The 25994-nt window shown below is 63.6% G+C and carries 24 protein-coding genes, 2 rRNA genes and 1 pseudogene; 15 read left to right on the top strand and 12 right to left on the bottom strand.

The features are described from left to right. Positions 1-148: 148 nt before the first annotated feature. The 9 genes and pseudogenes from WJ35_RS01120 to WJ35_RS01085 all read left to right on the top strand — a co-directional run bounded on the left by WJ35_RS01120 (position 149) and on the right by WJ35_RS01085 (position 7439). Positions 149-1048, top strand: coding sequence for a DMT family transporter (locus WJ35_RS01120; protein ID WP_060238085.1), 900 nt, complete (start codon positions 149-151; stop codon positions 1046-1048). Positions 1049-1167: 119 nt separating this feature from the next. Next, a pseudogene (locus WJ35_RS31980) lies at positions 1168-1659 on the top strand (TIGR00645 family protein); the annotation flags it as partial. A 159-nt stretch (positions 1660-1818) separates the two neighbouring features. Beyond that, entirely contained in the window at positions 1819-3342 is a 1524-nt protein-coding gene (locus WJ35_RS01115; RefSeq protein WP_010095806.1) for a fumarate hydratase, read from the top strand. Positions 3343-3530: 188 nt separating this feature from the next. Next, positions 3531-4007 carry a bacterioferritin gene (bfr, locus tag WJ35_RS01110; protein ID WP_010095804.1) on the top strand — a complete coding sequence of 159 codons (477 nt, stop codon included), beginning with the start codon at positions 3531-3533 and terminating at the stop codon, positions 4005-4007. 37 nt (positions 4008-4044) lie between these two features. Beyond that, positions 4045-4905, top strand: a complete 861-nt coding sequence (murI, locus tag WJ35_RS01105) for a glutamate racemase (protein WP_069238626.1) — start codon at positions 4045-4047, stop codon at positions 4903-4905. Positions 4906-5045: 140 nt separating this feature from the next. Next, positions 5046-5282, top strand: coding sequence for a (2Fe-2S)-binding protein (locus WJ35_RS01100; protein WP_010090012.1), 237 nt, complete (start codon positions 5046-5048; stop codon positions 5280-5282). A 216-nt stretch (positions 5283-5498) separates the two neighbouring features. Next, positions 5499-6230, top strand: coding sequence for an energy transducer TonB (locus tag WJ35_RS01095; protein ID WP_069238625.1), 732 nt, complete (start codon positions 5499-5501; stop codon positions 6228-6230). Positions 6231-6265: 35 nt separating this feature from the next. Further along, on the top strand, positions 6266-6997 hold the full coding sequence (locus WJ35_RS01090; RefSeq protein ID WP_059719072.1) for a MotA/TolQ/ExbB proton channel family protein: 732 nt from the start codon (positions 6266-6268) through the stop codon (positions 6995-6997). 13 nt (positions 6998-7010) lie between these two features. After that, a complete protein-coding gene (locus tag WJ35_RS01085; protein WP_042584470.1) occupies positions 7011-7439 on the top strand; it encodes an ExbD/TolR family protein in 429 nt (142 codons plus the stop codon). 392 nt (positions 7440-7831) lie between these two features. Here WJ35_RS01085 and WJ35_RS01075 read toward each other — a convergent pair whose 3' ends face one another. Then, positions 7832-8803, bottom strand: a complete 972-nt coding sequence (locus tag WJ35_RS01075) for a LysR family transcriptional regulator (RefSeq protein ID WP_060238314.1) — start codon at positions 8801-8803, stop codon at positions 7832-7834. Between the two features lie 122 nt (positions 8804-8925). On the opposite strand from WJ35_RS01075, the gene WJ35_RS01070 reads away from it, so the two are divergent. From WJ35_RS01070 to hemP, 3 genes are all read left to right on the top strand, one after another. Then, a complete protein-coding gene (locus tag WJ35_RS01070; RefSeq protein ID WP_069238624.1) occupies positions 8926-9798 on the top strand; it encodes a pirin family protein in 873 nt (290 codons plus the stop codon). A gap of 99 nt (positions 9799-9897) precedes the next feature. Further along, positions 9898-10380: an SRPBCC family protein gene (locus tag WJ35_RS01065; RefSeq protein ID WP_069238623.1), complete on the top strand. Its 483-nt coding sequence runs from the start codon at positions 9898-9900 to the stop codon at positions 10378-10380. Between the two features lie 151 nt (positions 10381-10531). Next, positions 10532-10780: a hemin uptake protein HemP gene (hemP, locus tag WJ35_RS01060; RefSeq protein WP_060238058.1), complete on the top strand. Its 249-nt coding sequence runs from the start codon at positions 10532-10534 to the stop codon at positions 10778-10780. Positions 10781-11033: 253 nt separating this feature from the next. Here the strand turns inward: hemP and WJ35_RS01055 are convergent, their stop codons facing one another. The 5 genes from WJ35_RS01055 to uvrB form a co-directional block, all read right to left on the bottom strand. Further along, complete coding sequence (locus WJ35_RS01055; RefSeq protein ID WP_010090022.1) at positions 11034-12440, bottom strand: 4Fe-4S binding protein; 1407 nt, start codon at positions 12438-12440, stop codon at positions 11034-11036. After that, complete coding sequence (locus WJ35_RS01050) at positions 12437-13279, bottom strand: FTR1 family iron permease (RefSeq protein ID WP_060238054.1); 843 nt, start codon at positions 13277-13279, stop codon at positions 12437-12439. The genes WJ35_RS01055 and WJ35_RS01050 overlap by 4 nt, the downstream gene beginning before the upstream one ends. A 56-nt stretch (positions 13280-13335) precedes the next feature. Beyond that, entirely contained in the window at positions 13336-13668 is a 333-nt protein-coding gene (locus WJ35_RS01045; RefSeq protein ID WP_060238047.1) for a cupredoxin domain-containing protein, read from the bottom strand. 58 nt (positions 13669-13726) lie between these two features. Then, entirely contained in the window at positions 13727-14278 is a 552-nt protein-coding gene (locus WJ35_RS01040; protein WP_029226248.1) for an iron transporter, read from the bottom strand. A 222-nt stretch (positions 14279-14500) separates the two neighbouring features. Then, positions 14501-16591 (bottom strand): excinuclease ABC subunit UvrB, encoded by a 2091-nt coding sequence (gene uvrB / locus WJ35_RS01035; RefSeq protein WP_045567431.1) that lies wholly within the window; start codon positions 16589-16591, stop codon positions 14501-14503. Positions 16592-16836: 245 nt separating this feature from the next. On the opposite strand from uvrB, the gene WJ35_RS01030 reads away from it, so the two are divergent. Then, entirely contained in the window at positions 16837-18036 is a 1200-nt protein-coding gene (locus WJ35_RS01030) for an amino acid aminotransferase (protein WP_069238622.1), read from the top strand. 149 nt (positions 18037-18185) lie between these two features. On the opposite strand, the gene WJ35_RS01025 is transcribed toward WJ35_RS01030, so the two are convergent. Further along, positions 18186-18974 (bottom strand): 3-hydroxybutyrate dehydrogenase, encoded by a 789-nt coding sequence (locus WJ35_RS01025; protein WP_069238621.1) that lies wholly within the window; start codon positions 18972-18974, stop codon positions 18186-18188. Positions 18975-19136: 162 nt separating this feature from the next. Here WJ35_RS01025 and WJ35_RS01020 point away from each other — a divergent pair, with 162 nt between their 5' ends. Both WJ35_RS01020 and WJ35_RS01015 read left to right on the top strand, forming a co-directional pair. Then, positions 19137-20108: a potassium channel beta subunit family protein gene (locus WJ35_RS01020; protein WP_069238620.1), complete on the top strand. Its 972-nt coding sequence runs from the start codon at positions 19137-19139 to the stop codon at positions 20106-20108. A 141-nt stretch (positions 20109-20249) separates the two neighbouring features. Further along, positions 20250-21095: a 23S rRNA (adenine(2030)-N(6))-methyltransferase RlmJ gene (locus WJ35_RS01015; RefSeq protein WP_069238619.1), complete on the top strand. Its 846-nt coding sequence runs from the start codon at positions 20250-20252 to the stop codon at positions 21093-21095. Between the two features lie 14 nt (positions 21096-21109). On the opposite strand, the gene WJ35_RS01010 is transcribed toward WJ35_RS01015, so the two are convergent. The 5 genes from WJ35_RS01010 to WJ35_RS00995 all read right to left on the bottom strand — a co-directional run bounded on the left by WJ35_RS01010 (position 21110) and on the right by WJ35_RS00995 (position 25983). Next, positions 21110-21484, bottom strand: a complete 375-nt coding sequence (locus WJ35_RS01010) for a hypothetical protein (protein WP_011885503.1) — start codon at positions 21482-21484, stop codon at positions 21110-21112. Between the two features lie 115 nt (positions 21485-21599). Then, complete coding sequence (locus WJ35_RS29335) at positions 21600-21746, bottom strand: DUF3563 family protein (RefSeq protein ID WP_010090032.1); 147 nt, start codon at positions 21744-21746, stop codon at positions 21600-21602. Positions 21747-21961: 215 nt separating this feature from the next. Continuing rightward, a complete protein-coding gene (gene cueR / locus WJ35_RS01005) occupies positions 21962-22366 on the bottom strand; it encodes a Cu(I)-responsive transcriptional regulator (RefSeq protein ID WP_069238618.1) in 405 nt (134 codons plus the stop codon). Between the two features lie 468 nt (positions 22367-22834). Beyond that, positions 22835-22947, bottom strand: a 5S ribosomal RNA gene (gene rrf, locus WJ35_RS01000). A gap of 154 nt (positions 22948-23101) precedes the next feature. Further along, a 23S ribosomal RNA gene (locus WJ35_RS00995) occupies positions 23102-25983 on the bottom strand. Between the last annotated feature and the right edge of the window lie 11 nt (positions 25984-25994).

Genomic DNA, 25994 nt, shown 5'->3' with positions numbered 1-25994 from the left:
CCAAGATAAGCGCGTCAACTTACCCGTCACTTACGGACAAAAACGGACAAAATCGGCGACACCACCGGCGGCACGCCATGCGGCGCGCTTTGCGCTGTTACGACCACGACCCTACAATCGTAACTGAACTCGCCTCACGGATTCCAGCTTGAATCGCTACGCACTTTTCCTCATCGTGTCGATGCTGCTCGTCGGCAGCAACGTCGGCATCGGCAAATCGATCGTCGTCTTCGTTCCCGTCGCCATTCTCGCCACGCTGCGCTTCGTGATCGCGATCGGCGTGCTGTGGCCGCTGTTCCGTCCGGTCAAGATGCGCGCGGTCAAGCGCGGCGAATGGCTGAACCTGTTCCTGCAGGCGTTCTTCGGCACCTTCATGTTTACGCTGCTGATGCTGAACGGCGTGCAGCGCACGAGCGCGGTCGCGGCCGGCGTCATCACGAGCACGATCCCCGCCGTCGTCGCGCTGTTCGCGTGGCTGATCCTGCGCGAAAAACCGAACGGCCGTGCGCTTGTATCGATCGCGCTGGCGATCGTCGGCGTCGTGACGATCAACTTCGCGAACGGCGGCGCAACCGCGGCCGGCGCGACGGCCGGCTCGCTGACGGGCAACCTGCTGATGCTCGGCGCGGTGTGCTGCGAGTCGATCTACGTGATCCTGTCGCGCCGCCTCACGCAGACGCTCGCGCCGATCGACATTTGCGCGTACACCCACCTGTTCGGCCTGCTGCTGATGCTGCCGCTCGGCGCGGGCGCGATGTGGCATTTCGATTACGCGGGCGTGCCGGCGAGCATCTGGGCGCTCGTCGTCTGGTACGGGCTGTCGGCCAGCATCTTCTCGTTCTGGATGTGGATGAAGGGCATCCGCCACGTGCCGGGCAGCCTCGCCGGCGTGTTCAGCGCGGTGCTGCCGGTCGCCGCGGCCGTCTACGGGATCGTGTTCCTCGGCGAGCGGCCGACGCTCGCGCACGGCTTCGCGCTCGCGTGCGTCGTCACCGGCATCGTGCTCGCGAGCCTGCGCGTGAAACGCACACCGCCCGTCACGCCCTGATCCGTCCCCGGCGCCCCGCCCGGCCGCGGGGCGCGTCGCTGCAGCCGAACAGGCCGACGCGCTACAATAGCGCGCTTTTCCGAATTACTACCCCCCGATACACGCCCCGTTCGCCCATCATGTCCGCCCCGCAGACCGACCCGCATTCGCCCGTCCGTCCCGTTGTCCGCCGCATGCGTCCGCTGCCCAGACTGATCTTCATGAGCCGCTGGCTCCAGGTTCCGCTGTATCTCGGCCTGATCGTCGCGCAGGGCGTCTATGCGTTCCTGTTCCTGCACGAGGTGTGGCACCTGCTGTCGCACGCGGCCAGCCTCGACGAGATCGGCGTGATGCTCGCGGTGCTCGGCCTGATCGACGTGGTGATGATCTCGAACCTGCTGATCATGGTGATCGTCGGCGGCTACGAGACGTTCGTGTCGCGGCTCGGCGTCGAGGGGCATCCGGACGAGCCTGAATGGCTCGACCACGTGAACGCGGGCGTGCTGAAGGTCAAGCTGTCGATGGCGCTGATCAGCATTTCGTCGATCCACCTGCTGAAGACCTTCATCAACCCGGACCAGCACACCACCCACGCGATCATGTGGCAGGTGCTGATCCACGTGTCGTTCCTCGTGTCGGCGCTCGTGATGGCGTGGGTCGACCGCCTGACGACCCACACGCATCCCGCGCATTTCCACGAGACGCGCGCCCCTCCCTGCCGCCGCGTCCCGCAAGCCGGCGGAACATGCCGCCGGCAACGCATTCCCCACAGTCCTCACAGAGTCTCAGCCATGACCGTCATCAAACAGGAAGACCTGATCCAGAGCATCGCGGATTCGCTGCAGTACATCAGCTATTACCACCCGCTCGACTACATCCAGGCCCTCGGCCGCGCGTACGAGCTCGAGGAAAGCCCGGCCGCGAAGGACGCGATCGCGCAGATCCTCACGAACAGCCGCATGTGCGCGGAAGGCCGACGCCCGATCTGCCAGGACACGGGGATCGTCACGGTGTTCGTGAAGGTCGGCATGGACGTGCGCTGGGACGGCGCGACGATGGGCGTCACCGACATGATCAACGAAGGCGTGCGCCGCGGCTACACGCATCCGGACAACGTGCTGCGCGCGTCGATCGTCAATCCGCCCGAAGGCGGCCGCAAGAACACGAAGGACAACACGCCGGCGGTGATCCACTACGAGATCGTGCCGGGCGACAAGGTCGACGTGCAGGTCGCCGCGAAGGGCGGCGGCTCGGAGAACAAGTCGAAGTTCGTGATGCTGAACCCGTCGGACTCGATCGTCGACTGGGTGCTGAAGACCGTGCCGACGATGGGCGCGGGCTGGTGCCCGCCGGGCATGCTCGGCATCGGCATCGGCGGCACCGCCGAGAAGGCGATGGTGATGGCGAAGGAATCGCTGATGGAGCCGATCGACATCCAGGAAATCATCGCCCGCGGCCCGAAGGACTGGGTCGAAGAACTGCGCGTCGAACTGCACGAGAAGGTCAATGCGCTCGGCATCGGCGCGCAGGGCCTCGGCGGCCTCGCGACCGTGCTCGACGTGAAGATCATGGCCGCACCGACGCATGCGGCATCGAAGCCGGTCGCGATGATCCCGAACTGCGCGGCGACGCGCCACGCGCACTTCGTGCTCGACGGCTCGGGTCCGGCGAAGCTCGAGGCGCCGTCGCTCGACGCATGGCCGAAGGTCCAGTGGGAACCGAACACGGAAACCAGCAAGCGCGTCGACCTGAACACGCTGACGCCGGAAGAAGTCGCGAGCTGGACGCCGGGCCAGACGCTGCTGCTGTCGGGCAAGATGCTGACGGGCCGCGACGCGGCGCACAAGCGCATCGCCGACATGCTCGCGAAGGGCGAGAAGCTGCCGGTCGACTTCACGAACCGCGTGATCTACTACGTCGGCCCGGTCGATCCGGTGCGTGACGAAGTGGTCGGCCCGGCCGGCCCGACGACGGCCACGCGAATGGACAAGTTCACCGAGACGATGCTCGCGCAGACGGGCCTCATCTCGATGGTGGGCAAGGCCGAACGCGGCCCGGTCGCGATCGACGCGATCAAGAAGCACAAGGCGGCCTACCTGATGGCGGTCGGCGGTGCTGCGTACCTGGTGTCGAAGGCGATCCGCGGCGCGAAGGTGCTCGCGTTCGAAGACCTCGGCATGGAAGCGATCTACGAGTTCGACGTGCAGGACATGCCGGTGACGGTTGCCGTCGATTCGTCGGGCACGTCGGTCCATCAGACCGGTCCGAAGGAGTGGCAGGCGAAGATCGGCAAGATCCCGGTCGCCGCGGCGTAAGCGCGGACGCCCGAAAGGCCGGACACCTGTCCGGCCTGGGCGGCCCCACCTAGGCGGCCCCACCTTTTTGCTTCTCATTCTCATCCCGCTGCGTTGGCCGCTCGGACGAGCGCCGGAAGCTTGGCATTTCGCTTTCGAGCGATTATCGTTCGGGTTCCGAAGCCCCACCATCAAGAAGGAAACAAGCCATGCAAGGCGACAAGAAAGTCATCGAATACCTGAACGCCCAGCTGAAGAACGAGCTGACGGCGATCAACCAGTACTTCCTGCATGCGCGCATGTACAAGCACTGGGGTCTCGAGAAGCTCGGCAAGCACGAATACGACGAGTCGATCGGCGAGATGAAGCATGCGGACTGGCTCATCGAGCGCGTGTTCATGCTCGACGGCCTGCCGAACCTGCAGGACCTGCACAAGCTGCTCGTCGGCGAGGAGACCGAAGAGATCCTGAAGTGCGACCTGAAGCTCGAGCAGATCTCGCAGGCGACCTGCAAGGAAGCGATCGCCTATTGCGAGTCGGTTCGTGACTACGTGTCGCGCGAAATCTTCGAAAAGATCCTCGACGACACCGAAGAGCACATCGACTGGCTGGAAACGCAGATCGACCTGATCGGCAAGGTCGGCATCCAGAACTACCAGCAGACGATGATGGGTTCGCCCGAGTAACCGGCACGCTCGCCAGGATCGCCCGCTTCGCCCGCGCATGACGACGAACCGTTCCACCGCTTCCGCAGCCCGCCCCACCGCGCCGATCGGCGTCTTCGATTCCGGGCTGGGCGGCCTGTCGGTGCTGCGCGCCGTGCGTGCGCAACTGCCCGGCGAATCGTTCGTCTACGTCGCCGATTCGCGCAACGCGCCCTATGGCCCGCGCGACGAGGCGTTCATCACGGAGCGCACGCTGGCGATCGGCGAGTGGCTCGCGCGCGAGGGCGCGAAAGCGCTGGTCGTCGCGTGCAACACCGCGACGGCGCAGTCGATCGCGGCCATTCGCGCACGTCTCGCAATCCCGCTCGTCGGTGTCGAGCCGGGCATCAAGCCCGCGGCAGCCTTGTCCGCGAGCGGCATCGCGGGCGTCCTCGCGACCCAGTCGACGCTCGCCAGCGCGCGCTTCCAGGCGCTGCTCGACCGCTACGGCGCCGGCTGCCGCTTCATCTGCCAGCCGGGGCACGGGCTCGTCGAGGCGGTCGAACGCGGCGACACGAACTCGCCCGCGCTGCGCGCGCTGCTCGACGGCTACCTGCAGCCGATGCTCGATGCCGGCGCCGATACGCTCGTGCTCGGCTGCACGCACTACCCGTTCTTCACGGAAACGATTCGTGACCTTTTCGGCGACCGCCTGACGATCGTCGACACCAGCGACGCGATCGCCCGCCAGCTCGCGCGCGTCCTCGACGAACGCGGCCTGCGCGCGCCGGCCGGCACCCGGGCCGCGCCGCCGCGCTTCTGCTCGACCAGCGACGGCCGGCAGCTGCGCGCGCTCGCGTCGACCCTGCTCGGCCTCGACGCGCCGGTCGAATCCGTCGCCATTTCCTCGCCGAACGCATACGCGTGCGCGGCCGCCTGACGCCCTCATCCGCCCCCCCCTTCTTCGTCACTAACCCCTCTAAGGGTCTGGTTTTGTTACAAAAAAGCCGGATGCGGGCTTGTCAACGCCAGCAAATTTAATGATAATAATTCGCATTAACGTTAGCTATCGCACTCATCATGATCGTCTGCGTGTGCAAGTCTGTATCCGATCGCACGATTCGCGCCTCCCTCGCGGAAGGCGTGGATTCTTTCGATGAACTCCAGTTCGAACTCGGCGTGGCCACCTGCTGCGGCAAGTGCGAGGAATCCGTGCGCGACATCATGGCCGAGCAAGGCGTCTGCGCGAGCCGGTGCGGTGTCGAGCATCATGCTCACCCGATTCCCGTGACGTTCTACGAGCGCAAGGCGGCCTGACCCGCGCCGAGTGCGTGTGCGGCCCAGGCCGCATTTTTTGTTTTGCCCGTCAGCAAGCCGGCATCAGCGCGAGCCAACGGCCTACCTGTCAAGGAGCCTGTCATGGAATTGCTGATCGGATTTGTTACCACCGTGTGCATCTCGTTGCTGATCTTCCGCAAGTGATGCTGCGTCACCCGCTGCACTTCGCGTGCGGCGCCGTTCTTTCAAGCTAACATGCAGGCTTCGCATTCCGCTCCAGCCGGCGCCTGGCCGGCGGCCCCCCGTATGAATCCCCGAGTGATCGCCGCTGCGGTCGGCGTGCTCGCCGCGCACGCGGTCCTGCTGACCGCGGCCTGGCTCCATCGCAACGCACCGCCGGCGAAAAACGTCGAGGTCCAGTCGATCACCGCGCAACTGATCACGCCTGCGCCGATCGCGCAGCAGGTCGCGGCCGAGTCGATCCCGCAACCGGCCCCGCCGAAGCGCGTGAAGCCCAAGATCGAACCGAAGCCGGTGCCGAAGGTGTCGAAGCCGACGCCGCAGCCGGTTGCGCCGTCGCCCGTGCCGTTGCCGACACCCGCTCCCGCGGCCGACCCGACGCCCGCACCGGCAGCGCCCGCGGCCGTGGCACCGGCGGCACCGGCCGCGACGCCGGCTCCCGCCCGCGAAACGATGCAGGTCAGCGCGCCGAAGAACGTGGCGGCGCTACAGTGCAACTTCGTGAAGCCCGACTATCCGTCGATGTCGCGCCGCCGCGGCGAATCGGGCACCGCGTACGTGCATTTCGTCGTCGGCGTGACGGGCAAGGTCGAGAGCGTCGAGCTGCAGAAGAGCAGCGGCTATCCGCGCCTCGACGAGGCCGCCCTCGCCGCGATGCGCGCATCGACGTGCCGTCCCTATATCGAGAACGGTCAGGCGATCCGCGCTGGCCGTACCCAGCCCTACAATTTCGGGCTCACCGACTAACACTGCCTCATCCGGAAGATTCGAAAGGAATAAAAATGCAAAGCTACGGTATCGCGCACGTCTGGGCGCAAGGTGATTTCGTCACACGCTTCATCGCAATCGCATTGCTCGTGATGTCGATCCTGTCGTGGATGGTGATCGTCATCAAGGGCTGGAACGTGATTCGCCTGAACCGCCTCACGAAGAACGCCGAGCAGGCGTTCTGGCATTCGGACGACTTCGACGACGGCATCAAGAAGCTCGGCCAGGCCGCGTCGACGCCGAGCGACAACCCGTTCCTCGCGCTCGCGCTCGCCGGCAAGGAAGCCGTCGATCATCATCACCAGACGCAGCCGCATCTGCATGACCGGATGGACGTGTCCGACTGGATCACGCGCTGCCTGAAGGACACGATGGACGAAGGCATCGCGCGCATGCAGGGCGGCCTCGCGATCCTCGCGTCGATCGGCAGCACCGCCCCGTTCGTCGGGCTGTTCGGCACGGTCTGGGGGATCTACCACGCGCTGCTCGTGATCGGCGCAACCGGCCAGACGTCGATCGACCAGGTGGCGGGCCCGGTCGGCGAGTCGCTGATCATGACGGCCTTCGGCCTGTTCGTCGCGATTCCCGCGGTGCTCGGCTACAACGCGCTCACCCGCGCGAACAAGGGCGTCGTCAGCAAGCTGCGCCGCTTCGCGCACGGCCTGCATGCGTACTTCGTGACGGGCGCGCGCCTCGCGTCGTCGTCCACTCGCGACGGCCTGCGTCTCGCGGCCCGCGCCAGCTGAAGCGGGGTGAACGATGGCGATGAACACCGGTTTCAGCGACGATGACGACGACAGCGTGATGAGCGAGATCAACATGACGCCGCTCGTCGACGTCATGCTCGTACTCCTGATCATTTTCCTGGTGACGATCCCGGCGATGCAGCATGCGGTGAAGATCGACCTTCCGCATGCGAGCAGCCAGCCGGTCGAAGACAAGCCGCAGACCGTCGACGTCGCGATCCAGGGCAACGGCACGATCCTGTGGGACGATCAGACGGTGACGCGCGAACAGCTGCAGGCGCGCATTGCCGAGGCCGCGCAACGCAAGCCGCAACCCGAGTTGCACTTGCGCGCGGATCGCAAGGTCGCCTACGAGCGGGTGGCCGAGGTGATGTCCGATGCGCAGGCCGGCGGCCTGACGAAGCTCGGCTTCGTGACGGAGCCGAAGGCAAAATCAAAGTAACCGCGCGTTGTGCCCCCCGCCGGCCGCGCCTAGCCGGCCGCGCCTAGCCGGCCGCGCCTAGCCGGCCGCGCCCAAAGTAAAAGGCCTTCATCGCCAGATGAAGGCCTTTTTTCATGCGCACGCGGGCGCCTTCGGGCGGCGGGCTCTTCGGCGGTATCGGTTGCGCCTCGAGCAACGCAAATGCGACTACCGTGGTCTGCACGGACTGCGCTTCCTGCCCTATCTGGCTCGCAACATATGCGGCCACCGTCTTCCGCTCAGAACATCCTTCGCGAAATGGGATTCCAATATAGGCCCGCCGGCCCGCGCATTCAAGACTTCGCCGATTGAAACTTGCGATTGCAAGCGACGCTTCAATGACAAAACAAATTTGCAGTGCTTGAAGGTCCGTGTCACGCGGCCGATGCATCCTCGGCCATCTGTTTCGCACGCTCCGGGCAGCCCGGCTGCTGATATTTGCCGTGGTCGAGCTTCTCGACCAGATAGTCGACGAACGAGCGCACCGCCGGCGGCATCCCCTGCCGTGAAACGAACACCGCATAAAGCTGCGGCACCGGCAGCGTCCAGCCCGGCATCACCGGCGAAAGCTGCCCGGCGCGCAGCGCGTTGCCGTACATCATTTCCGGCAACGCCGCGATCCCGACGCCGTCGAGCACGGCCTCCCGGATCGTCATCAGGTCGGCCGTCACGAGGCGCGGATCGTGTTCGTGCACGTGCTTCGTCCCGTCCGGCGCGATCAGGTTGAACACGTGCCGCCCGTCGACGCTCGGCGTATCGAGCGTCTCGAAATGGGCAAGATCATCCGGCACGAGCGGCGGCACGTTCTGGCTCAGAAGGCTCGGCGCGCCGACCAGCATCTGTTCGGTCCTCCACAGCGGCCGCACGATGATATTCGCGTTTTCCGGCGGCTCGGAGCGCACCCGCAGCGCGACGTCGATCGAATCCTCGAACAGGTCGATCACGCGATTCGTCACGCGAACGTGCACCTTCACTTCCGGGTAGCGATGCAGGAATTCGGGCAGGATCCGCGACAGCATCGTCTGCGACACCGTGACCGGCACGCTGACCCGCACCGAGCCGCGCGGCGACGCGCGCAACTGCTGCACCGCGTTCATCGCGGCCTGCGCCTCGGCGAGCATCGCCTGACAGTGCTGATAGAACAGCTCGCCCGCCTCGGTCAGCGCCAGCTTGCGGGTCGAGCGCTGCAGCAGGCGCACGCCCAGCGACGCCTCGAGCTCGGTCAGGCGCCGCGACAGGCGCGACTTCGAGATCCCCAGCACACGTTCGGCCGCCGAGAAGCCGCCGTGCTCGACGACCTGCGAAAAGTACATCAGGTCGTTCAGGTTATGTGCGTCGATATTCATGTCATCGTTCCAATTCCAGAACAATCCATTGCGGAGCACCGCAAATCGGACCGGAAAACGCCCAATATAATAGCGCCATGTTTCAAAAATAACGCTATTCCGATATCACCGAGGGCTACTGCATGACGACCGATCGCTCCCTTGACCGCACCTACCCCGCCCTTCGCACGACCGAAGGCGGCGGCTTCGTGGTCCACCGGCCGTTTCCGACCCGGCTGCTGATGGATTTCGATCCGTTCCTGCTGCTCGACGAAATGGGCCCGGTCGACTACGGCCCGGACGAGGCCAAAGGCGCGCCCGACCATCCGCATCGCGGCTTCGAGACCGTGACCTACGTGCTCGACGGACGCTTCCGGCACCGCGATTCCGCCGGTCACGCGGGCGCGCTCGGCCCGGGCGACGTGCAGTGGATGACGGCAGGCGCCGGCGTCGTGCACAGCGAGATGCCGGACCCGGCGTTCGCCCGCACCGGCGGCCGCTCGCACGGCTTCCAGCTGTGGGTCAACCTGCCGCGGCGCGACAAGCTGATCGCGCCGCGCTACCAGGAAATCGCCGCAGATCGCATTCCGCGCGCGAAGTCGCCGGACGGTCGTGTGGAAGTGCGCGTGATCGCCGGCGAAGCGTTCGGCGTCAAGGCGGCCATCGAGACGCGCACGCCGATCCTCTACCAGCATTTCACGCTCGAACCGGGCGCCACCGTCGCGCAGCCGGTGCCGGCAGGCTATCGCGTGTTCGCCTATGCGCTCGAAGGCACGGGCCGCTACGGCCCCGAGCGGCGGCCGGTCGAGGCGCGGCACATGATCGTCTACGGCGACGACGGCGACGCGGTCACATTCGAGGCCGGCGACACGCCGCTCGACCTGCTGCTGATCGGCGGCGTGCCGCTCAACGAGCCGGTCGTGCGCTACGGTCCCTTCGTGATGAGCACCGAGGATGAGATCCGCCAGGCCGTCGTCGATTACCAGACGGGCCGGATGGGCACGATTCACGCGTGACGCCGCGCGACGGGCCGCAGGCGCCGCGAAGCGATTCGTTTTGCGTCACAATAGGTTCTTGAACCACGTGGCGCCCGCCATTACCAGGAACCCGTCCCCTTGAACTTCGAACACCTGATCCAGATCAACGCCGACGATCCGGCCGTGCCCACCCTGACCCGCGACCAGCTGTGGGAAGGGCTCGTGCTGCGCGCCGAGCAGCCGCAACTGTTCGTGATCGGTCTCGACAGCTGCGTCGTCCACGAACGGACCGAGACGACGCTCGAGCGCGAACTGCACTTCGGCAACGCGACCGTGCGTGACCGCGTGACGTTCACGCCGAACCAGCAAGTCCGCTACGACATCCACGCGTCGGATGGCGAGATCGGCGGCTCGCTGACGATGACGATCGAGGAACGCGAAGACCAGCAGCTCTTCCTGCGTTTCGAATACCGCACGACGCTGGCTGTCAGCAACGACACCGAAGACGCGCGGCAGACCCACGAGATCGTCAAGGAAGCGTATCGCACGTCGGATATCGACACCGTGCGGCTGATTCGCGAATACGCACAGGGCCGCAAGGCGCCCGACCCGCTTCACTGATTCACCGGCTCATCGAGCGCGGCGGCCTGCGGGCCGCCTCTTTGGCTTTGTCTATCGAGCGACCCTTCCCGATCGCGAAAGAGTTCTTTTCAATGGGAATGGTTATCATTTAGAATTCATTCCATCGCATCGACATTGACCGATCAACCGAATGACCGACACCACTCGCTCGAGCACGCTGACCTTGCGTCGTACCACCGGCGCCCCGGGCGGCAGCCGCCAGAAGACGGCAGCGGTCACGACGCCGGCGAAGCCCGTCGTCGCAAGCCGCGACGCCAGCACGCGAGTCGTCAGCAGCGATACGTTGCTGCAGGGCCGCAGCCACGTCAGCATCGCGCACAACGGGGAAACCTATCAGTTGCGCGCCACGCGCCTCGGCAAGTTGATCCTGACGAAGTAGTACGCAGTACAGAGTATTGTGGGGACCACCTCCCTGAGAGGTGTTGGGCATTAGCCAGCGTAACGGCTTGCACGCGAGATCTAGACCCCTTCGTGCAAACACACTCAAGCAGCCGTTGCAGCAAGCCAAGCCACTTTTTTTGGTTCTCGCAGCAAAGACAAAAGCGACACGTCGAAGGACGTGTCGCTTTTTCATTTCATGCACGGCATGCGGCGCGGCGGTCTGCGCACACGCCTGATTCGGTCATCTTCGGTCAGAAACGCGCGAAGCCCCAGAACATCAGCCACCACGCGCTGTCGATGACGGCGAGCGCAACGGCAAACCACGCGAATGCCGCCGCGCGGCGCGGCCAGGCCGCATAACGCCCCGTCACCTGCCACGCCAGCCACGCGCTCCATGCGTTTGCCGCGACCAGGATCGCGATGCGCACGTCCGACGCCCAGCCGAGCGGCACGTGCTCTGCACGCAGCAGCGACAGCGTCGTCGCCGACAGGCCGAGGAACACGCCCGCACCCGCGATCGGAATCAGCGACTGCGCGAGATGGTGGACCCGCACGCGATCGAAACGGCCGAGCATCAGCGTCGCGCAGGCCAGCACGACGAGCAGCGCCGTGCCGTATACGAGCCCCGTGCCGACGATGTAGCTGACGATGAGCCCGCCGTCGAGCCACGAGAACACGTCGTTGCGTTCCGGATAGTGCGTGAGCAGGAACCACGGCGCATTGGTTTCGAGCGGCCACGTGATGTCGCGATCGATCAGCCAGCCCGCGAGCCATTGCTTGATCTGCACGAACCATGGGCTGACGGTCCAGTGGAACGCGCCGATCGCGACGCCGAGCAGGCCGTACAGGATCAGCGCGGTGTCCCACGGGTTCGCCTGTTGCGCGCCGAGCTTCACGACCTCCTCGGATGGCGAGCGCCACGACAGCGAGATCGCGTCGCGGTGCCCGCTGCAGCGGCCGCACATATGGCACGCCGCCGCGCCCTTCATGTTGCGCAACGGCACGAGCGGCGCGCAATTGATCGGAATCACGCGATGCCCGTGCTCGCCGTTCTTGTACGAACGGCGCCATGCGTCCTCGTCGACCTTGTAGCGCATCGGCGCGAGCCGCGCGAGCAGCCCGAACACGCCGTTGACCGGGCACAGGTACTTGCACCACACGCGCTTCTCGCGGCCGTACAGCACGCCGATCACGATCGCGCCGACGGTCGAGCCGCCGAGCACGAACAGCACCGCCAGCGGATACTGGTACACGCTGACCATCTGCCCGTAGATCGTCGTGAGCCCGAACGCGACGAACGGCCAGCCGCCCCACCGCATCCAGCGCGGAATCGCGCCGCCGCGGCCGAACTTGCTCGCGTATTCGGTGAGCGCGCCCTCCGGACACAGCACGCCGCACCAGACGCGGCCGAGCATCACCATCGACAGCAGCACGAACGGCCACCAGATGCCCCAGAACACGAATTGCGCGATGAGCGTGAGGTTGCTCCACAGATGCGCGGAATCGTCCGGCAGCGGCAGGATCGCCGGCACGAGAATCAGAAACGCATAGACGGCCACGACGCCCCACTGGACGCCGCGGATCAGCGCGCCGTGACGCTGCATCCATTGGCCGGCCCGGGCGAGCCAGCCCGGTCTTGCGCCGGCGACGGTACTCATGCGGCGCGCCCCGCGGCTGCGGCCGGACGCCGGCTCGCGCGCTTGAGCAGCAGCCAGACGGCCGCCCAGTACACCGCGTACGCGATCAGGTTCATCAGCGCCGGATGCGCGCGATAGCCGGTCAGCGTCGCGACCAGCGAACCGAACGTGCCGGAATCGTCGAGGATGGCCGACGTATCCCACACCTGCGACATGCCGAGCGGCAGGATTTCCTTGTCGATCAGCTTGTCGACGCCGGTCTGGAACAGGCCCGCGCCGAGGAACAGCAGCATCACTTCAGTGACGCGGAAGAAATGCCGCCACGAGAAGTACTTGCCGCCGAGCTGCAGCAGATAGAACGTCAGGAACGCGAGACCGAGACCGATCACGACCGCGAGCATCTGGCTGCCGTCGACATGGCCCGACTGGCCGAACCCGAGGCCGTACAGGAAAATCACCGTTTCGCTGCCTTCGCGCGCGATCGCGAACGCGACCAGCACCGCGACGCCCCACCAGTTCGAATCGCGCGTGCTCCGCTGCAGCGACTGCTCCATGTCGCGCTTCAGCGTGCGGCCGTGCTGGCGCATCCACAGCACCATCTGCACGATCAGCACGCACGCGATGAGCACCATCGCCGTCTGGAAATAGTCCTGCGCGTCGCCGGACAGCACCTCGGTGAACCCGACGAGCGCAGCGCCGAGCCCGACGGCCATCAGCAGCCCGACCGCGACGCCTGCCCACAGATACGGAATACCGCGACGCGCGTCGTCGTCGCCGTTCTTCAGCCACGCATAGAGAATGCCGACGACGAGCAGCGCCTCGACGCTCTCCCGCCAGACGATGAACAAGATCTGACCCATCGATACCTCCCCTGACATGCGGGACACGCAAACGCCCGCACGCAGACAAAACTGCATTACTTCGCGACGATCACGCCCTGCGCCTGCTGGTGGAAATCGTCGAAAAACTTGTATTCACCCGGCGAAAGCGGTGCGACGACCACGAACGAGTCGGCGCCCGGCGCGAGCACCTTCTCCTTGCGCAATTGCACGCTTTCGAATTCGGCTGCGCCCTTGCCGGTGTTCCTGATCTCGATCTTGAAGCGCTGGCCGGCCGGCACCTCGATGCGCGCCGGATTCAGCTTGCCGTCCGCCATCTCGAGCTTGAACGTCGGCAGATCGGCGGCCTGCGCGGCGCCGGCGAGCAACAGCGCGGCGGCCGCGGCGACGAATATCTGGGGGAATTTCATTCTGGGTTCTCTACGACGACGGCGCGCCCCCGAGGCGCGCCGTCCGTTATGCCACCGATCAGTAACCGCCCTTCTTGCCGATGCCGGCGAACGGGAAGTCGTATTCGAGCGTGATGGGCTTGAACCACTGGCCCACGCCGGTTTCCTTGTCGACGTGGCGGCCGAAGGCCATGTGGCCCGTCTGCATCGGCGCCTTGACGACCATCGTCAGGTGGTACTTGCCCGGGCCGTTCAGCTTCACGTTGTCGCCGTAGTGCGGGCCGTCGCTCGCGACCATGCCCATCAGGTCGCCTTCCGCCTTCCACTTCGCATCGCCCTGCTTCGTCAGCTTGTAGGTGACCTGCAGGTACGGCATCCAGTCGCCTTCGGCAAAGCCGGTCGGGTTGTTCTTGACCGCATGGATGTCGGCCTCGAGGTGGATGTCCGAATCCGATGCCTTGCGCATCATCCCTTCCGGATCCATCGTGATCGGCTGCAGGTATACGGCGCCGATTTCCATCCCGCCCTGGATCTGCTGCTTGCCGATCGGATATTCGGCGGCGGATGCCGACATGGCGGCCAGCGCCGCCGCTACCGCAACCGAAGTGCGGATGAACGAAGAACCCAACATGGACACTCCTTGTTTTTATCTGACACAAGTGATGCGGCCGCCCGGCTGGCCGGCCCACCGACGAACACTAACGCGATGAAGAACGTTAATGCGAACAATTCTCAATAATGGCGAAGTTTAGCACCGAACGCGCACGGGGACAAACCGGCAACCGCGTAAAACCCTGATACGACAAGGCTTACAGGCAGGTTACCGGCCGTCTTTGGTAACAGTTGGAGAGATTTACCGGACGCCGCTCACGTGGTCGCCGACATTCGCGCCGAACACGCGCTCGCGCAACAGCGCAAGCTGGTCGCGCGTGGCTGCCGCCTTTTCGAACTCGAGGTTCTTCGCGTAATCGGCCATCTGCTTCTCGAGGCGCTTGATTTCCTTCGCGATCTGCTTCTCGGACATGTCCTCGAACTTCGCGCGCTGCTGCGCTTCCTTCAGTTCCGCGCGCGCGTCGTCGGCGTTGTAGACGCCGTCGATGATGTCCTTGATGCGCTTCACGACGCCGCGCGGCGTGATGCCCATCTGCTCGTTGTACGCGATCTGCTTCGCGCGGCGCCGCTCGGTTTCGCCGATCGCGCGCTTCATCGATTCGGTCATCGTGTCCGCGTAGAGAATCGCCTTGCCGTTCACGTTGCGCGCCGCGCGGCCGATCGTCTGGATCAGCGAGCGCTCGGCGCGCAGGAAGCCTTCCTTGTCCGCGTCGAGGATCGCGACGAGCGACACTTCCGGAATGTCGAGCCCTTCGCGCAGCAGGTTGATCCCGACCAGCACGTCGAACGTGCCGAGCCGCAGGTCGCGGATGATCTCGACGCGCTCGACCGTGTCGATGTCGCTGTGCAGGTAGCGCACCTTGACGCCGTGATCGGCGAGGAATTCGGTGAGCTGCTCGGCCATCCGCTTGGTCAGCACGGTGATCAGCACGCGCTCCTCGGCCTTCACGCGCGCGTTGATCTCGGTCAGCACGTCATCGACCTGCGAGCTCGCCGGCCGCACCTCGATCTCCGGATCGACGAGCCCGGTCGGCCGCACGACCTGCTCCGCGATCTGCCCGGTCACGCGCTTCTCGTAGTCGGCCGGCGTCGCCGACACGAAGACCACCTGGCGCATCTTGCGCTCGAACTCGTGGAACTTGAGCGGCCGGTTGTCGAGCGCCGACGGCAGCCGGAACCCGTAGTTGACGAGGTTCTCCTTGCGCGCGCGGTCGCCGTTGTACATGCCGTTCAGCTGGCCGATCAGCACGTGCGACTCGTCGAGCAGCATCAGCGCGTCGGGCGGCAGGTAGTCGACGAGCGTCGGCGGCGGCTCGCCCGGCGCCGCGCCGGAAAAGTGCCGCGAGTAGTTCTCGATGCCCTTGCAGAAACCGAGCTCCTGCAGCATCTCGAGGTCGAACCGGGTGCGCTGCTCGAGGCGCTGCGCCTCGACGAGCTTGTTGTCGGCGTGGAAGAACTCGAGGCGTTCCCGCAGCTCGTCCTTGATCGTCTCGACCGCGCGCATCACCGTGTCGCGCGGCGTCACGTAGTGCGACGACGGATACACGGTGAAGCGTGGAATCTTCTGCCGCACGCGGCCCGTCAGCGGGTCGAACAGCTGCAGCGTCTCGACCTCGTCGTCGAACAGCTCGACGCGCACGGCCATCTCCGCGTGCTCGGCCGGGAAGATGTCGATCGTGTCGCCGCGCACGCGGAACGTGCCGCGCTGGAAATCCTGCTCGTTGCGCGTGTACTGCATCGCGATCAGCCGTGCGATCACTTCGCGCTGGCCGAGCTTGTCGCCCGTGCGCAGCGTCAGGATCATCTGGTGGTATTCGGACGGGTTGCCGATACCGTAGATCGCCGACACCGTCGCGACGATCACCACGTCGCGACGCTCCATCAGGCTCTTCGTCGCCGACAGCCGCATCTGCTCGATGTGCTCGTTGATCGACGAGTCCTTCTCGATGAACAGGTCGCGCTGCGGCACGTACGCTTCCGGCTGGTAGTAGTCGTAGTACGACACGAAGTACTCGACCGCATTGCGCGGGAAGAACTCGCGGAACTCCGCGTAGAGCTGCGCGGCGAGCGTCTTGTTCGGCGCGAACACGATCGCCGGGCGGCCGAGCCGCGCGATCGTGTTCGCCATCGTGTAGGTCTTGCCGGAACCGGTCACGCCGAGCAGCGTCTGGAACGAGAGGCCGTCCTCGATGCCTTCGACGAGCGTCGCGATCGCGGTCGGCTGGTCGCCGGCAGGCGGATACGGTTGATACAGCTGGAACGGCGACCCTTCGAAGGTCACGAATTTCGATTCGTCGAGCGCGTCGCCGACGTCGGCATGATGTTCGGACATGGAATGCGGCCGGAACCAGGACAAAAGAACATTCTAGCGCTTCGCGCACGCGCGGACTGCTGCCGGCTCCTGACGCGCGCGGACGGCAGCCGATTGCCGATCGGCGCGTCACGATGCAAAAAATAGCCGCGAATTCGCTACAATGTCGAACTGCTGCGCTTTCGGCGTCGTGCCTGTCCGCGCGCGGCCTGCCGCGCCCCCGCCCGATGAAAGCCTGACCCTCTTTTCACTACTGCCGAACCATCATGTCGCTCTTCTCCGCTGTCCAGCTTGCTCCCCGCGACCCGATCCTGGGCCTGAACGAAGCCTTCAACGCCGATACCCGCTCGACCAAGGTCAATCTCGGCGTCGGCGTGTACACGAACGAGGAAGGCAAGATTCCGCTGCTGCGCGCGGTCCGTGAAGCGGAGAAGGCACGCGTCGACGCCGGCCTGCCGCGCGGCTACCTGCCGATCGACGGCATTGCCGCATACGACGCCGCCGTGCAGAAGCTGCTGCTCGGCAACGATTCGCCGCTGATCGCGGCGGGCCGCGTGGTCACGGCCCAGGCACTGGGCGGCACGGGTGCGCTGAAGATCGGCGCCGACTTCCTGCGCACGTTGAACCCGAACGTGAAGGTCGCGATCAGCGATCCGAGCTGGGAAAACCACCGCGCGCTGTTCGAAGCGGCCGGCTTCGAAGTCGTCGCGTACCCGTACTACGACGCGAAGACCAACGGCGTGAACTTCGAAGGCATGCTGTCGGCGCTGAACGGCTACGAGCCGGGCACGATCGTCGTGCTGCACGCGTGCTGCCACAACCCGACCGGCGTGGACCTGAACGACGCGCAATGGCAGCAGATCGTCGACGTGGTCAAGGCGCGCAACCTCGTGCCGTTCCTCGATATCGCATACCAGGGCTTCGGCGACAGCATCGACGCCGATGCGGCCGCCGTGCGACTGTTCGCCGCAGCCGACCTGAACGCATTCGTGTCGTCGTCGTTCTCGAAGTCGTTCTCGCTGTATGGCGAGCGTGTCGGCGCGCTGTCGATCATCACGTCGAGCAAGGACGAAGGCGCGCGCGTGCTGTCGCAGCTCAAGCGCGTGATCCGCACGAACTACTCGAACCCGCCGACGCACGGTGGCGCGGTGGTTGCCGCGGTGCTCGCGTCGCCGGAACTGCACGCATCGTGGGTGCAGGAACTCGGCGAAATGCGCGACCGCATCCGCGCGATGCGCAATGGTCTCGTCGAGCGCCTGAAGGCGAGCGGCGTCGACCGCGACTTCAGCTTCATCAATGCGCAACGCGGGATGTTCTCGTACTCGGGCCTGACGTCGGCACAAGTCGACCGTCTGCGCGACGAGTTCGGCATCTACGCGGTCGGCACGGGCCGGATCTGCGTCGCCGCGCTGAACACGCGCAACCTCGACGCGGTCGCGAACGCCATCGCCGCGGTGCTGAAGTAAGTCGGCGGCGGCAAGGCGGCCGTCATCGCCGCCTGCTGCCGACTGCGCCGAAACGCAAAACGCGCTCCATGGAGCGCGTTTTTTTGTGCCGTCGCATATGCGCTGCGCGCGGGAGCGCCGCTACGGCCCGCGCCGTGGCGGCCGCCACGTCACTGCATGAACCACCCATGGCTGACGACGACGGACTGGCCGGTCAGCGCAGCGCTCGGGAACGCCGACAGGAACAGCACCGTCTGCGCGACGTCCTGCACCGTCGTGAACACGCCGTCCACCGTGTTGCCGAGCATCACCTTCTTCACCACTTCGTCTTCGCTGATCCCGAGTTCCTTCGCCTGCTCCGGAATCTGCTTGTCGACGAGCGGCGTGCGCACGAAGCCCGGGCACACGACGTGCGAGCGCACGTTGTGCTTCGCGCCCTCCTTCGCCAGCACGCGCGCGAGCCCCAGCAGCCCATGCTTGGCCGTCACGTACGCGGACTTCAGCGGCGACGCCTCGTGCGAGTGCACCGAGCCCATGTAGATCACGACGCCGCCGCGATCGTCCTTGTACATGTGCTTGAGCGCCGCCTTGGTGGTCAGGAACGCACCGTCGACGTGGATCGCCTGCATCTTCTTCCAGTCGGCGAACGAATAGTTCTCGATCGGGTTGACGATCTGGATGCCCGCGTTCGACACGAGGATGTCGATCGAGCCGAACGTTTCGGCCACCTTGTCGATGCCGCTGTTGACGGCGTCCTCGTTGGTCACGTCCATCGCGACGCCGATCGCCTTGCCGCCCGCCTGCCTGATTTCCTCGGCCACGGCGTTCGCGCCGTCCTGGTTCAGGTCGGCGATCGCCACCGCCGCGCCCGCCTTCGCCAGCTCCCGCGCGATTTCCTTGCCGATGCCGCTTGCGGCGCCCGTGACGACTGCGGTCTTGCCATTCAGGTCTGCTGCCATGTCCGTCTCCTTACGTTACCCGTTCGAAAAATCGCGCGCCGCAGCAGCAGCCGTCATAGCCTGTCCGTGCGGGCGAGCCAGCCGCTATTGTGCACGATCGGTCCCGCCGTTCGCGCGCAAAACGCCTAAGCTTAAGGTCGGTTACGACTCGCGGAGGTTGGTATGCACTATCGACGACTCGGCCGCGCCGGGCTGCAGATCAGCGAGCTCTCGCTCGGCTCATGGGTCACGTACGGCAACCAGGTGGACCAGCGCGCGGCGCGCGAGTGCCTTGCGGCGGCACGCGATGCCGGCGTCAATTTCTTCGACAATGCCGAGGTCTATGCCGGCGGCGCGTCCGAGGAGATCATGGGCCACGCGCTCAAGTCGCTCGGCTGGCCGCGCGTCAGCTATGTCGTATCGACGAAGTTCTTCTGGGGGCTCGCAGAGGCGCCGAACCAATACCACACGCTGAACCGGAAGTATCTGCTGAACGCGATCGACGGGTCGCTGCAACGGCTGCAGCTCGACTACGTCGATCTTGTCTACTGTCACCGTCCGGACCCGCAGACGCCGATCGAGGAAACCGTCTGGGCGATGAGCGACATGATCGCGCGCGGCAAGGCGCTGTACTGGGGCACGTCCGAATGGAGCGCGGACGAGATCCGCGCGGCGTGCGAGATCGCCGAACGGCATCACCTGCGCAAGCCGGTCGTCGAGCAACCGCAATACAACCTGTTCCATCGCACGCGGGTCGAGCAGGAATATGCACGCCTCTACGACGATTACGGCCTCGGTCTCACGACCTGGAGCCCGCTGGCATCGGGCCTCCTGACCGGCAAGTATCGACACGGAGTGCCGCCCGGCAGCCGCGCGCAAGTGCAGGGCTACGACTGGCTGCGCGAGAGGCTGACCGACCGGGCCCGAAACGATATCGTCGAAAAGCTTGGCCGTGTCGCCGCGGAGCTCGGCTGCAGCGTCGGCCAGTTGGCGATCGCGTGGGTGCTCGCCAACCCGCACGTGAGCTCGGTCATCACCGGTGCGTCGCGGATCGAGCAGATCGCGGACAACATGCGCGCGCTCGACGTCGTGGCAAAGCTGACGCCGGACGTCCTGCAGCGCATCGAGGATCTGGTCGGCAACGCGTACGAATAACAGGAGACCGTCGGCCACTCGCGTACAATACGCGGCCGCATCGACGCCCGCCTCGCCAGCAGCGCCTGGCCGACAGCACCTGGTCGGCGGTACCCGATCAACAGGTTTTCATCGATTCACTTCCGTTCCAGGCAGCCCGCCATGCTCAGTTATCGTCACGGTTTTCACGCAGGCAATCACGCAGACGTGCTCAAGCACGCCGTCGTCGTCCAGCTGCTTCGCTATCTGAACAAGAAAGACAAATCGTACTGGTATGTCGATACGCACGCGGGCGCGGGCGTGTATTCGCTCCGCGAAGGCTATGCGGCCAAGACCTCTGAATTCGACACCGGGATCGGTCGCCTGTGGAACGACAAGAATCTGCCGCCGGTGCTGGCCGAGTATCTCGATGAAGTACGGGCGCTGAACGACGACGGCGAATTGCGCTACTACCCTGGCTCGCCGTATCTTGCCTGGCGGCTGATGCGCGAACAGGATCGGATGCGGCTGTTCGAGATGCACAGCACCGAAATCGACGTGCTGCGCCACAATTTTCGTGACGCTGGCCGGCGCGCGATGATCTTTTCGGGCGACGGATTCGAGGGCATCAAGGCGTTGCTGCCGCCCGCGCCGCGTCGCGCGCTCGTGCTGATCGACCCGTCCTACGAGGACAAGAAGGATTACGCGCGCACGCTGGCATGCGTCACGGAATGCCTGAAGCGATTCGCGACAGGATGCTATGCGATCTGGTACCCGCAGGTTGCGAGAATGGAGTCGCAGCGTTTTCCGGAACAGCTCAAGCGTCTGCAGCCGAACAATTGGCTGCATTTGACGTTGACGGTGTCGAATCCGCCGGCGGACGGACTCGGGCTGTATGGCAGCGGGATGTTCATCCTGAATCCGCCGTACACGCTCGCGCAAAGCATGAAAGAAGTGCTGCCGTATCTCGTCGAACGCCTGGGACAGGACAGTGGCGCGCGGTATCAGATCGAACACCGCGGCAATTGAACGCGTGGGCCGCCTCAGGGCTGCGGTCTCGGCGCCGGGCGCGGCTGATTCGCCGGCCCGACGTTCCAGCCGGGCACGTTGATATAGGGCGCAACGAATAGCGGCACCGACGAATTCGCGCCTTGTCCTGCCGGCGCGCGTATGCCGGCGGGCTCGACGATCGGCTCCGACGACAGCGGCGCCGTTTGCAGCACCAGGCCACCCTTGCCATCGACGATTCCGCGTTGCGTGTCGAGAATCAACGCCTGGGACGCAGACGAAGCGGCGGCGCCGGCGGCCACCGCATGGATGAGCACCGCAGCGCCCAGACCGAGACGCGCGCGGGAAGCAAGGTGACGCACATCAGGATGCCAGCGCATGATCGTTTTTCCGGTGAAAAGCAGGTCCATACCATAGCGCCCCGCTGACGATTCCGCCAGATCCGCGGCGCAAAAAAGACAAAGCCCCGTCGATACGGGGCTTGCTTTTCATTCGGCGCCACGCGGCACCGGACAACTGCTTCGATTACAGCGAGTAGCCATTCGTTTCCAGCGAGCGGATACGATGCTCGAGCTGGACGATGTCCGACGACGTCGCGAGATAGGCCTCACGGCGCTCGCGCTCTGCGGATTCGAACCAGGTGCTCAGCTTTTCAACGATGTAGGCAATCATGATGTTCTCCAAGGAAGGGGGAACCCTGGCGAATCAGACTTCAGGGGTTTCCCGTATAGGGTTATCCCTGATTATAGCGATGCCGCACCAAGATGCTAGTGAAATGCGTACATGGCTGCCATTCCAATTTGGAATGGATCGTGAGGCGACATTCGTAATGCATTGATTTTTCTACGAATTGGCTTCTGGGTCTTTCGCGACCTGGAAGACATGCACTAATCTGGTTCGCCTACCGGTTCGGCCAGACGCGCCAAAATCGGGCATTCGGGTCGCCCGTCACCGTGACAGTGCGCGGCCAGGTCGACCAGCGTATTGCGCATGTCGGTCAATTCCGCGATGCGCTCGTCGAGTTCGGCGACGTGTCCAAGCGCAATCGACTTCACCTCGGCACTGGCGCGAGATCGGTCTTGCCAGAGCGTCAGCAACTTGCGGATATCTTCGACGAGAAAGCCGAGCCGCCGCGCCTGTCTGATGAAACGCAGCGTATGGATTTCGTCCGGACCGTAGAGCCTGTAACCGGCATCGCTCCGCTTGCTGGGTGCGAGAAGACCGACCTGCTCGTAATAGCGGATCATTTTTGTGCTGACGCCTGATTCACGCGATGCGTCGCCAATATTCATTGCCCCGCCCTGTTTCGATTCAAGGTAACGCCGATGGCAGCGACCATCGATCCTATTTCCATCGTATCAAATTGCATGACGGCACTCCGGCGATGGGGAGACAGCGGTTGGCGGGATGATAGTCACTGCCATAATCGCCGTGCGGGGCTGTGGCGCCCAGTAGGAGATCGTTGGCGCGTGGCCGCCGGACATGCATCGCAGATATCGCCAGCTTGATGCATCGCGCGTTCCGGCGATGAGCAGTTCCGCGGCAGCGTGACGATCAGGGGATATGGGCCGACTCGTCGTGAACCTGGTGAGCAGCGTGGCTTCTAGCGAGTCGGTCCTGGGCACATCACCAAGCTATCGCAAACCGACCGGGTTCGTTCGATCCCGCCGACTCGAGCCGATGCAACTGGCCGAGTGCTCTTTCTGCCGCGCCAATGCAAAAACCCCCGCCTGTTCAGGCGGGGGTTCTCGGCTTAGGGAGCCTGACGATTACCTACTTTCACACGGGAATCCGCACTATCATCGGCGTAGAGTCGTTTCACGGTCCTGTTCGGGATGGGAAGGGGTGGGACCGACTCGCTATGGTCATCAGGCAAAGAGGGTTGTTCTGCTGGCGTGGCCAACAGAACCAATCTTGGAAGAAGCAGTAATTTAGGTTGTGTGTATCACACACGAGAATCCAACATGTCGCTCCGGATCGCGGCCAGTGCTTTCGCACGGCGCCGATCTACAAGGCAGACTTGTTATAGGATCAAGCCTTACGGGCAATTAGTATCAGTTAGCTGAACGCATTACTGCGCTTACACACCTGACCTATCAACGTCCTGGTCTCGAACGACCCTTCAAGGGGATCTAGTCCCCAGGGATATCTCATCTTAAGGCGAGTTTCCCGCTTAGATGCTTTCAGCGGTTATCTCTTCCGAACATAGCTACCCGGCGATGCCACTGGCGTGACAACCGGTACACCAGAGGTTCGTCCACTCCGGTCCTCTCGTACTAGGAGCAGCCCCCTTCAAATATCCAACGCCCACGGCAGATAGGGACCAAACTGTCTCACGACGTTTTAAACCCAGCTCACGTACCTCTTTAAATGGCGAACAGCCATACCCTTGGGACCGGCTACAGCCCCAGGATGAGATGAGCCGACATCGAGGTGCCAAACACCGCCGTCGATATGAACTCTTGGGCGGTATCAGCCTGTTATCCCCAGAGTACCTTTTATCCGTTGAGCGATGGCCCTTCCATACAGAACCACCGGATCACTATGACCTGCTTTCGCACCTGCTCGACTTGTCGGTCTCGCAGTTAAGCACGCTTATGCCATTGCACTATCAGCACGATTTCCGACCGTACCTAGCGTACCTTCGTACTCCTCCGTTACGCTTTGGGAGGAGACCGCCCCAGTCAAACTGCCTACCATGCACTGTCCCCGACCCGGATCACGGGCCAAGGTTAGAACCTCAAACAAACCAGGGTGGTATTTCAAGGACGGCTCCACCGAAACTAGCGTTCCGGTTTCATAGCCTCCCACCTATCCTACACAGATCGGTTCAAAGTCCAATGCAAAGCTACAGTAAAGGTTCATGGGGTCTTTCCGTCTAGCCGCGGGTAGATTGCATCATCACAAACACTTCAACTTCGCTGAGTCTCGGGAGGAGACAGTGTGGCCATCGTTACGCCATTCGTGCAGGTCGGAACTTACCCGACAAGGAATTTCGCTACCTTAGGACCGTTATAGTTACGGCCGCCGTTTACCGGGACTTCAATCAAGAGCTTGCACCCCATCATTTAATCTTCCGGCACCGGGCAGGCGTCACACCCTATACGTCCACTTTCGTGTTTGCAGAGTGCTGTGTTTTTATTAAACAGTCGCAGCCACCAGTTTATTGCAACCCCTTCACCCTCCTGGCGCAGGCCAGTCAAGCTACAAGGGCGTACCTTATCCCGAAGTTACGGTACCAATTTGCCGAGTTCCTTCTCCCGAGTTCTCTCAAGCGCCTTAGAATACTCATCTCGCCCACCTGTGTCGGTTTGCGGTACGGTCATCGTTAGACTGAAGCTTAGAGGCTTTTCTTGGAACCACTTCCAATTGCTTCGCTCCCGAAGGAGCTCGCGCCACACCCTTGAATTACGCACCCGGATTTGCCTAAGTGCCTTCTCCAATGCAGCGACCGGGACTTCCAACACCCGGACAACCTTCCGCGATCCGTCCCCCCATCGCATCTAACAATGGTGCAGGAATATTGACCTGCTTCCCATCAGCTACGCATTTCTGCCTCGCCTTAGGGGCCGACTCACCCTACGCCGATGAACGTTGCGTAGGAAACCTTGGGCTTACGGCGAGGGGGCCTTTCACCCCCTTTATCGCTACTCATGTCAGCATTCGCACTTCCGATACCTCCAGCACCCTTTACAAGGCACCTTCGCAGGCTTACGGAACGCTCTCCTACCATGCGAGCAAAGCTCGCATCCGCAGCTTCGGTATATAGCTTAGCCCCGTTACATCTTCCGCGCAGGACGACTCGATCAGTGAGCTATTACGCTTTCTTTAAAGGGTGGCTGCTTCTAAGCCAACCTCCTGACTGTTTTAGCCTTCCCACTTCGTTTCCCACTTAGCTATATTTGGGGACCTTAGCTGGCGGTCTGGGTTGTTTCCCTCTTGACACCGGACGTTAGCACCCGATGTCTGTCTCCCGTGATTGCACTCTTCGGTATTCGGAGTTTGCTATGGCGGGGTAATCTGCAATAGACCCCCCAACCATGACAGTGCTCTACCCCCGAAGGTGAGACACGAGGCACTACCTAAATAGTTTTCGGAGAGAACCAGCTATTTCCAGGTTTGTTTAGCCTTTCACCCCTATCCACAGCTCATCCCCTAACTTTTCAACGTTAGTGGGTTCGGACCTCCAGTACGTGTTACCGCACCTTCATCCTGGCCATGGATAGATCACCTGGTTTCGGGTCTACGCCCAGCAACTGAACGCCCTATTCGGACTCGCTTTCGCTACGCCTGCCCTATACGGTTAAGCTTGCTACTGAACGTAAGTCGCTGACCCATTATACAAAAGGTACGCCGTCACCCCTTACGAGGCTCCGACTGTTTGTATGCATGCGGTTTCAGGATCTATTTCACTCCCCTCCCGGGGTTCTTTTCGCCTTTCCCTCACGGTACTGGTTCACTATCGGTCGATCACGAGTATTTAGCCTTGGAGGATGGTCCCCCCATCTTCAGACAGGATTTCACGTGTCCCGCCCTACTTGTCGCACACCTAGTTCTTTCATACTGTTTTCGCCTACAGGGCTATCACCTGCTATGGCCGCACTTTCCAGAGCGTTCGGCTAACAATACAAATAAAGAGTGCAAGGCTCATCCCATTTCGCTCGCCACTACTTTGGGAATCTCGGTTGATTTCTTTTCCTGCGGTTACTTAGATGTTTCAGTTCACCGCGTTCGCTTCTCTGGACCTATGTATTCAGTCCAGGATGACCCAAAAGGGCCGGGTTTCCCCATTCGGACATCTACGGATCAAAGCTCGTTTGCCAGCTCCCCGTAGCTTTTCGCAGGCTACCGCGTCCTTCATCGCCTGTGATCGCCAAGGCATCCACCACATGCACTTGTTCGCTTGACCCTATAACGAGT

This window comes from Burkholderia ubonensis (assembly GCF_001718695.1).
GTDB lineage: Bacteria > Pseudomonadota > Gammaproteobacteria > Burkholderiales > Burkholderiaceae > Burkholderia > Burkholderia ubonensis_B.
The sequence above is the reverse complement of the archived record's forward strand: the minus strand, read 5'-3'. Positions and strand labels throughout refer to the sequence as shown.

Coding starts and splice junctions, on each gene's coding strand:
- WJ35_RS01115 (WP_010095806.1), top strand. CDS start 1,819: ATGACCGTCATCAAACAGGAAGACCTGATCCAGAGCATCGCGGATTCG.
- bfr (WP_010095804.1), top strand. CDS start 3,531: ATGCAAGGCGACAAGAAAGTCATCGAATACCTGAACGCCCAGCTGAAG.
- murI (WP_069238626.1), top strand. CDS start 4,045: ATGACGACGAACCGTTCCACCGCTTCCGCAGCCCGCCCCACCGCGCCG.
- WJ35_RS01100 (WP_010090012.1), top strand. CDS start 5,046: ATGATCGTCTGCGTGTGCAAGTCTGTATCCGATCGCACGATTCGCGCC.
- WJ35_RS01095 (WP_069238625.1), top strand. CDS start 5,499: ATGCAGGCTTCGCATTCCGCTCCAGCCGGCGCCTGGCCGGCGGCCCCC.
- WJ35_RS01090 (WP_059719072.1), top strand. CDS start 6,266: ATGCAAAGCTACGGTATCGCGCACGTCTGGGCGCAAGGTGATTTCGTC.
- WJ35_RS01085 (WP_042584470.1), top strand. CDS start 7,011: ATGGCGATGAACACCGGTTTCAGCGACGATGACGACGACAGCGTGATG.
- WJ35_RS01075 (WP_060238314.1), bottom strand. CDS start 8,803: ATGAATATCGACGCACATAACCTGAACGACCTGATGTACTTTTCGCAG.
- WJ35_RS01070 (WP_069238624.1), top strand. CDS start 8,926: ATGACGACCGATCGCTCCCTTGACCGCACCTACCCCGCCCTTCGCACG.
- hemP (WP_060238058.1), top strand. CDS start 10,532: ATGACCGACACCACTCGCTCGAGCACGCTGACCTTGCGTCGTACCACC.
- WJ35_RS01055 (WP_010090022.1), bottom strand. CDS start 12,440: ATGAGTACCGTCGCCGGCGCAAGACCGGGCTGGCTCGCCCGGGCCGGC.
- WJ35_RS01050 (WP_060238054.1), bottom strand. CDS start 13,279: ATGGGTCAGATCTTGTTCATCGTCTGGCGGGAGAGCGTCGAGGCGCTG.
- WJ35_RS01045 (WP_060238047.1), bottom strand. CDS start 13,668: ATGAAATTCCCCCAGATATTCGTCGCCGCGGCCGCCGCGCTGTTGCTC.
- WJ35_RS01040 (WP_029226248.1), bottom strand. CDS start 14,278: ATGTTGGGTTCTTCGTTCATCCGCACTTCGGTTGCGGTAGCGGCGGCG.
- uvrB (WP_045567431.1), bottom strand. CDS start 16,591: ATGTCCGAACATCATGCCGACGTCGGCGACGCGCTCGACGAATCGAAA.
- WJ35_RS01030 (WP_069238622.1), top strand. CDS start 16,837: ATGTCGCTCTTCTCCGCTGTCCAGCTTGCTCCCCGCGACCCGATCCTG.
- WJ35_RS01025 (WP_069238621.1), bottom strand. CDS start 18,974: ATGGCAGCAGACCTGAATGGCAAGACCGCAGTCGTCACGGGCGCCGCA.
- WJ35_RS01020 (WP_069238620.1), top strand. CDS start 19,137: ATGCACTATCGACGACTCGGCCGCGCCGGGCTGCAGATCAGCGAGCTC.
- WJ35_RS01015 (WP_069238619.1), top strand. CDS start 20,250: ATGCTCAGTTATCGTCACGGTTTTCACGCAGGCAATCACGCAGACGTG.
- WJ35_RS01010 (WP_011885503.1), bottom strand. CDS start 21,484: ATGGACCTGCTTTTCACCGGAAAAACGATCATGCGCTGGCATCCTGAT.
- WJ35_RS29335 (WP_010090032.1), bottom strand. CDS start 21,746: ATGATTGCCTACATCGTTGAAAAGCTGAGCACCTGGTTCGAATCCGCA.
- cueR (WP_069238618.1), bottom strand. CDS start 22,366: ATGAATATTGGCGACGCATCGCGTGAATCAGGCGTCAGCACAAAAATG.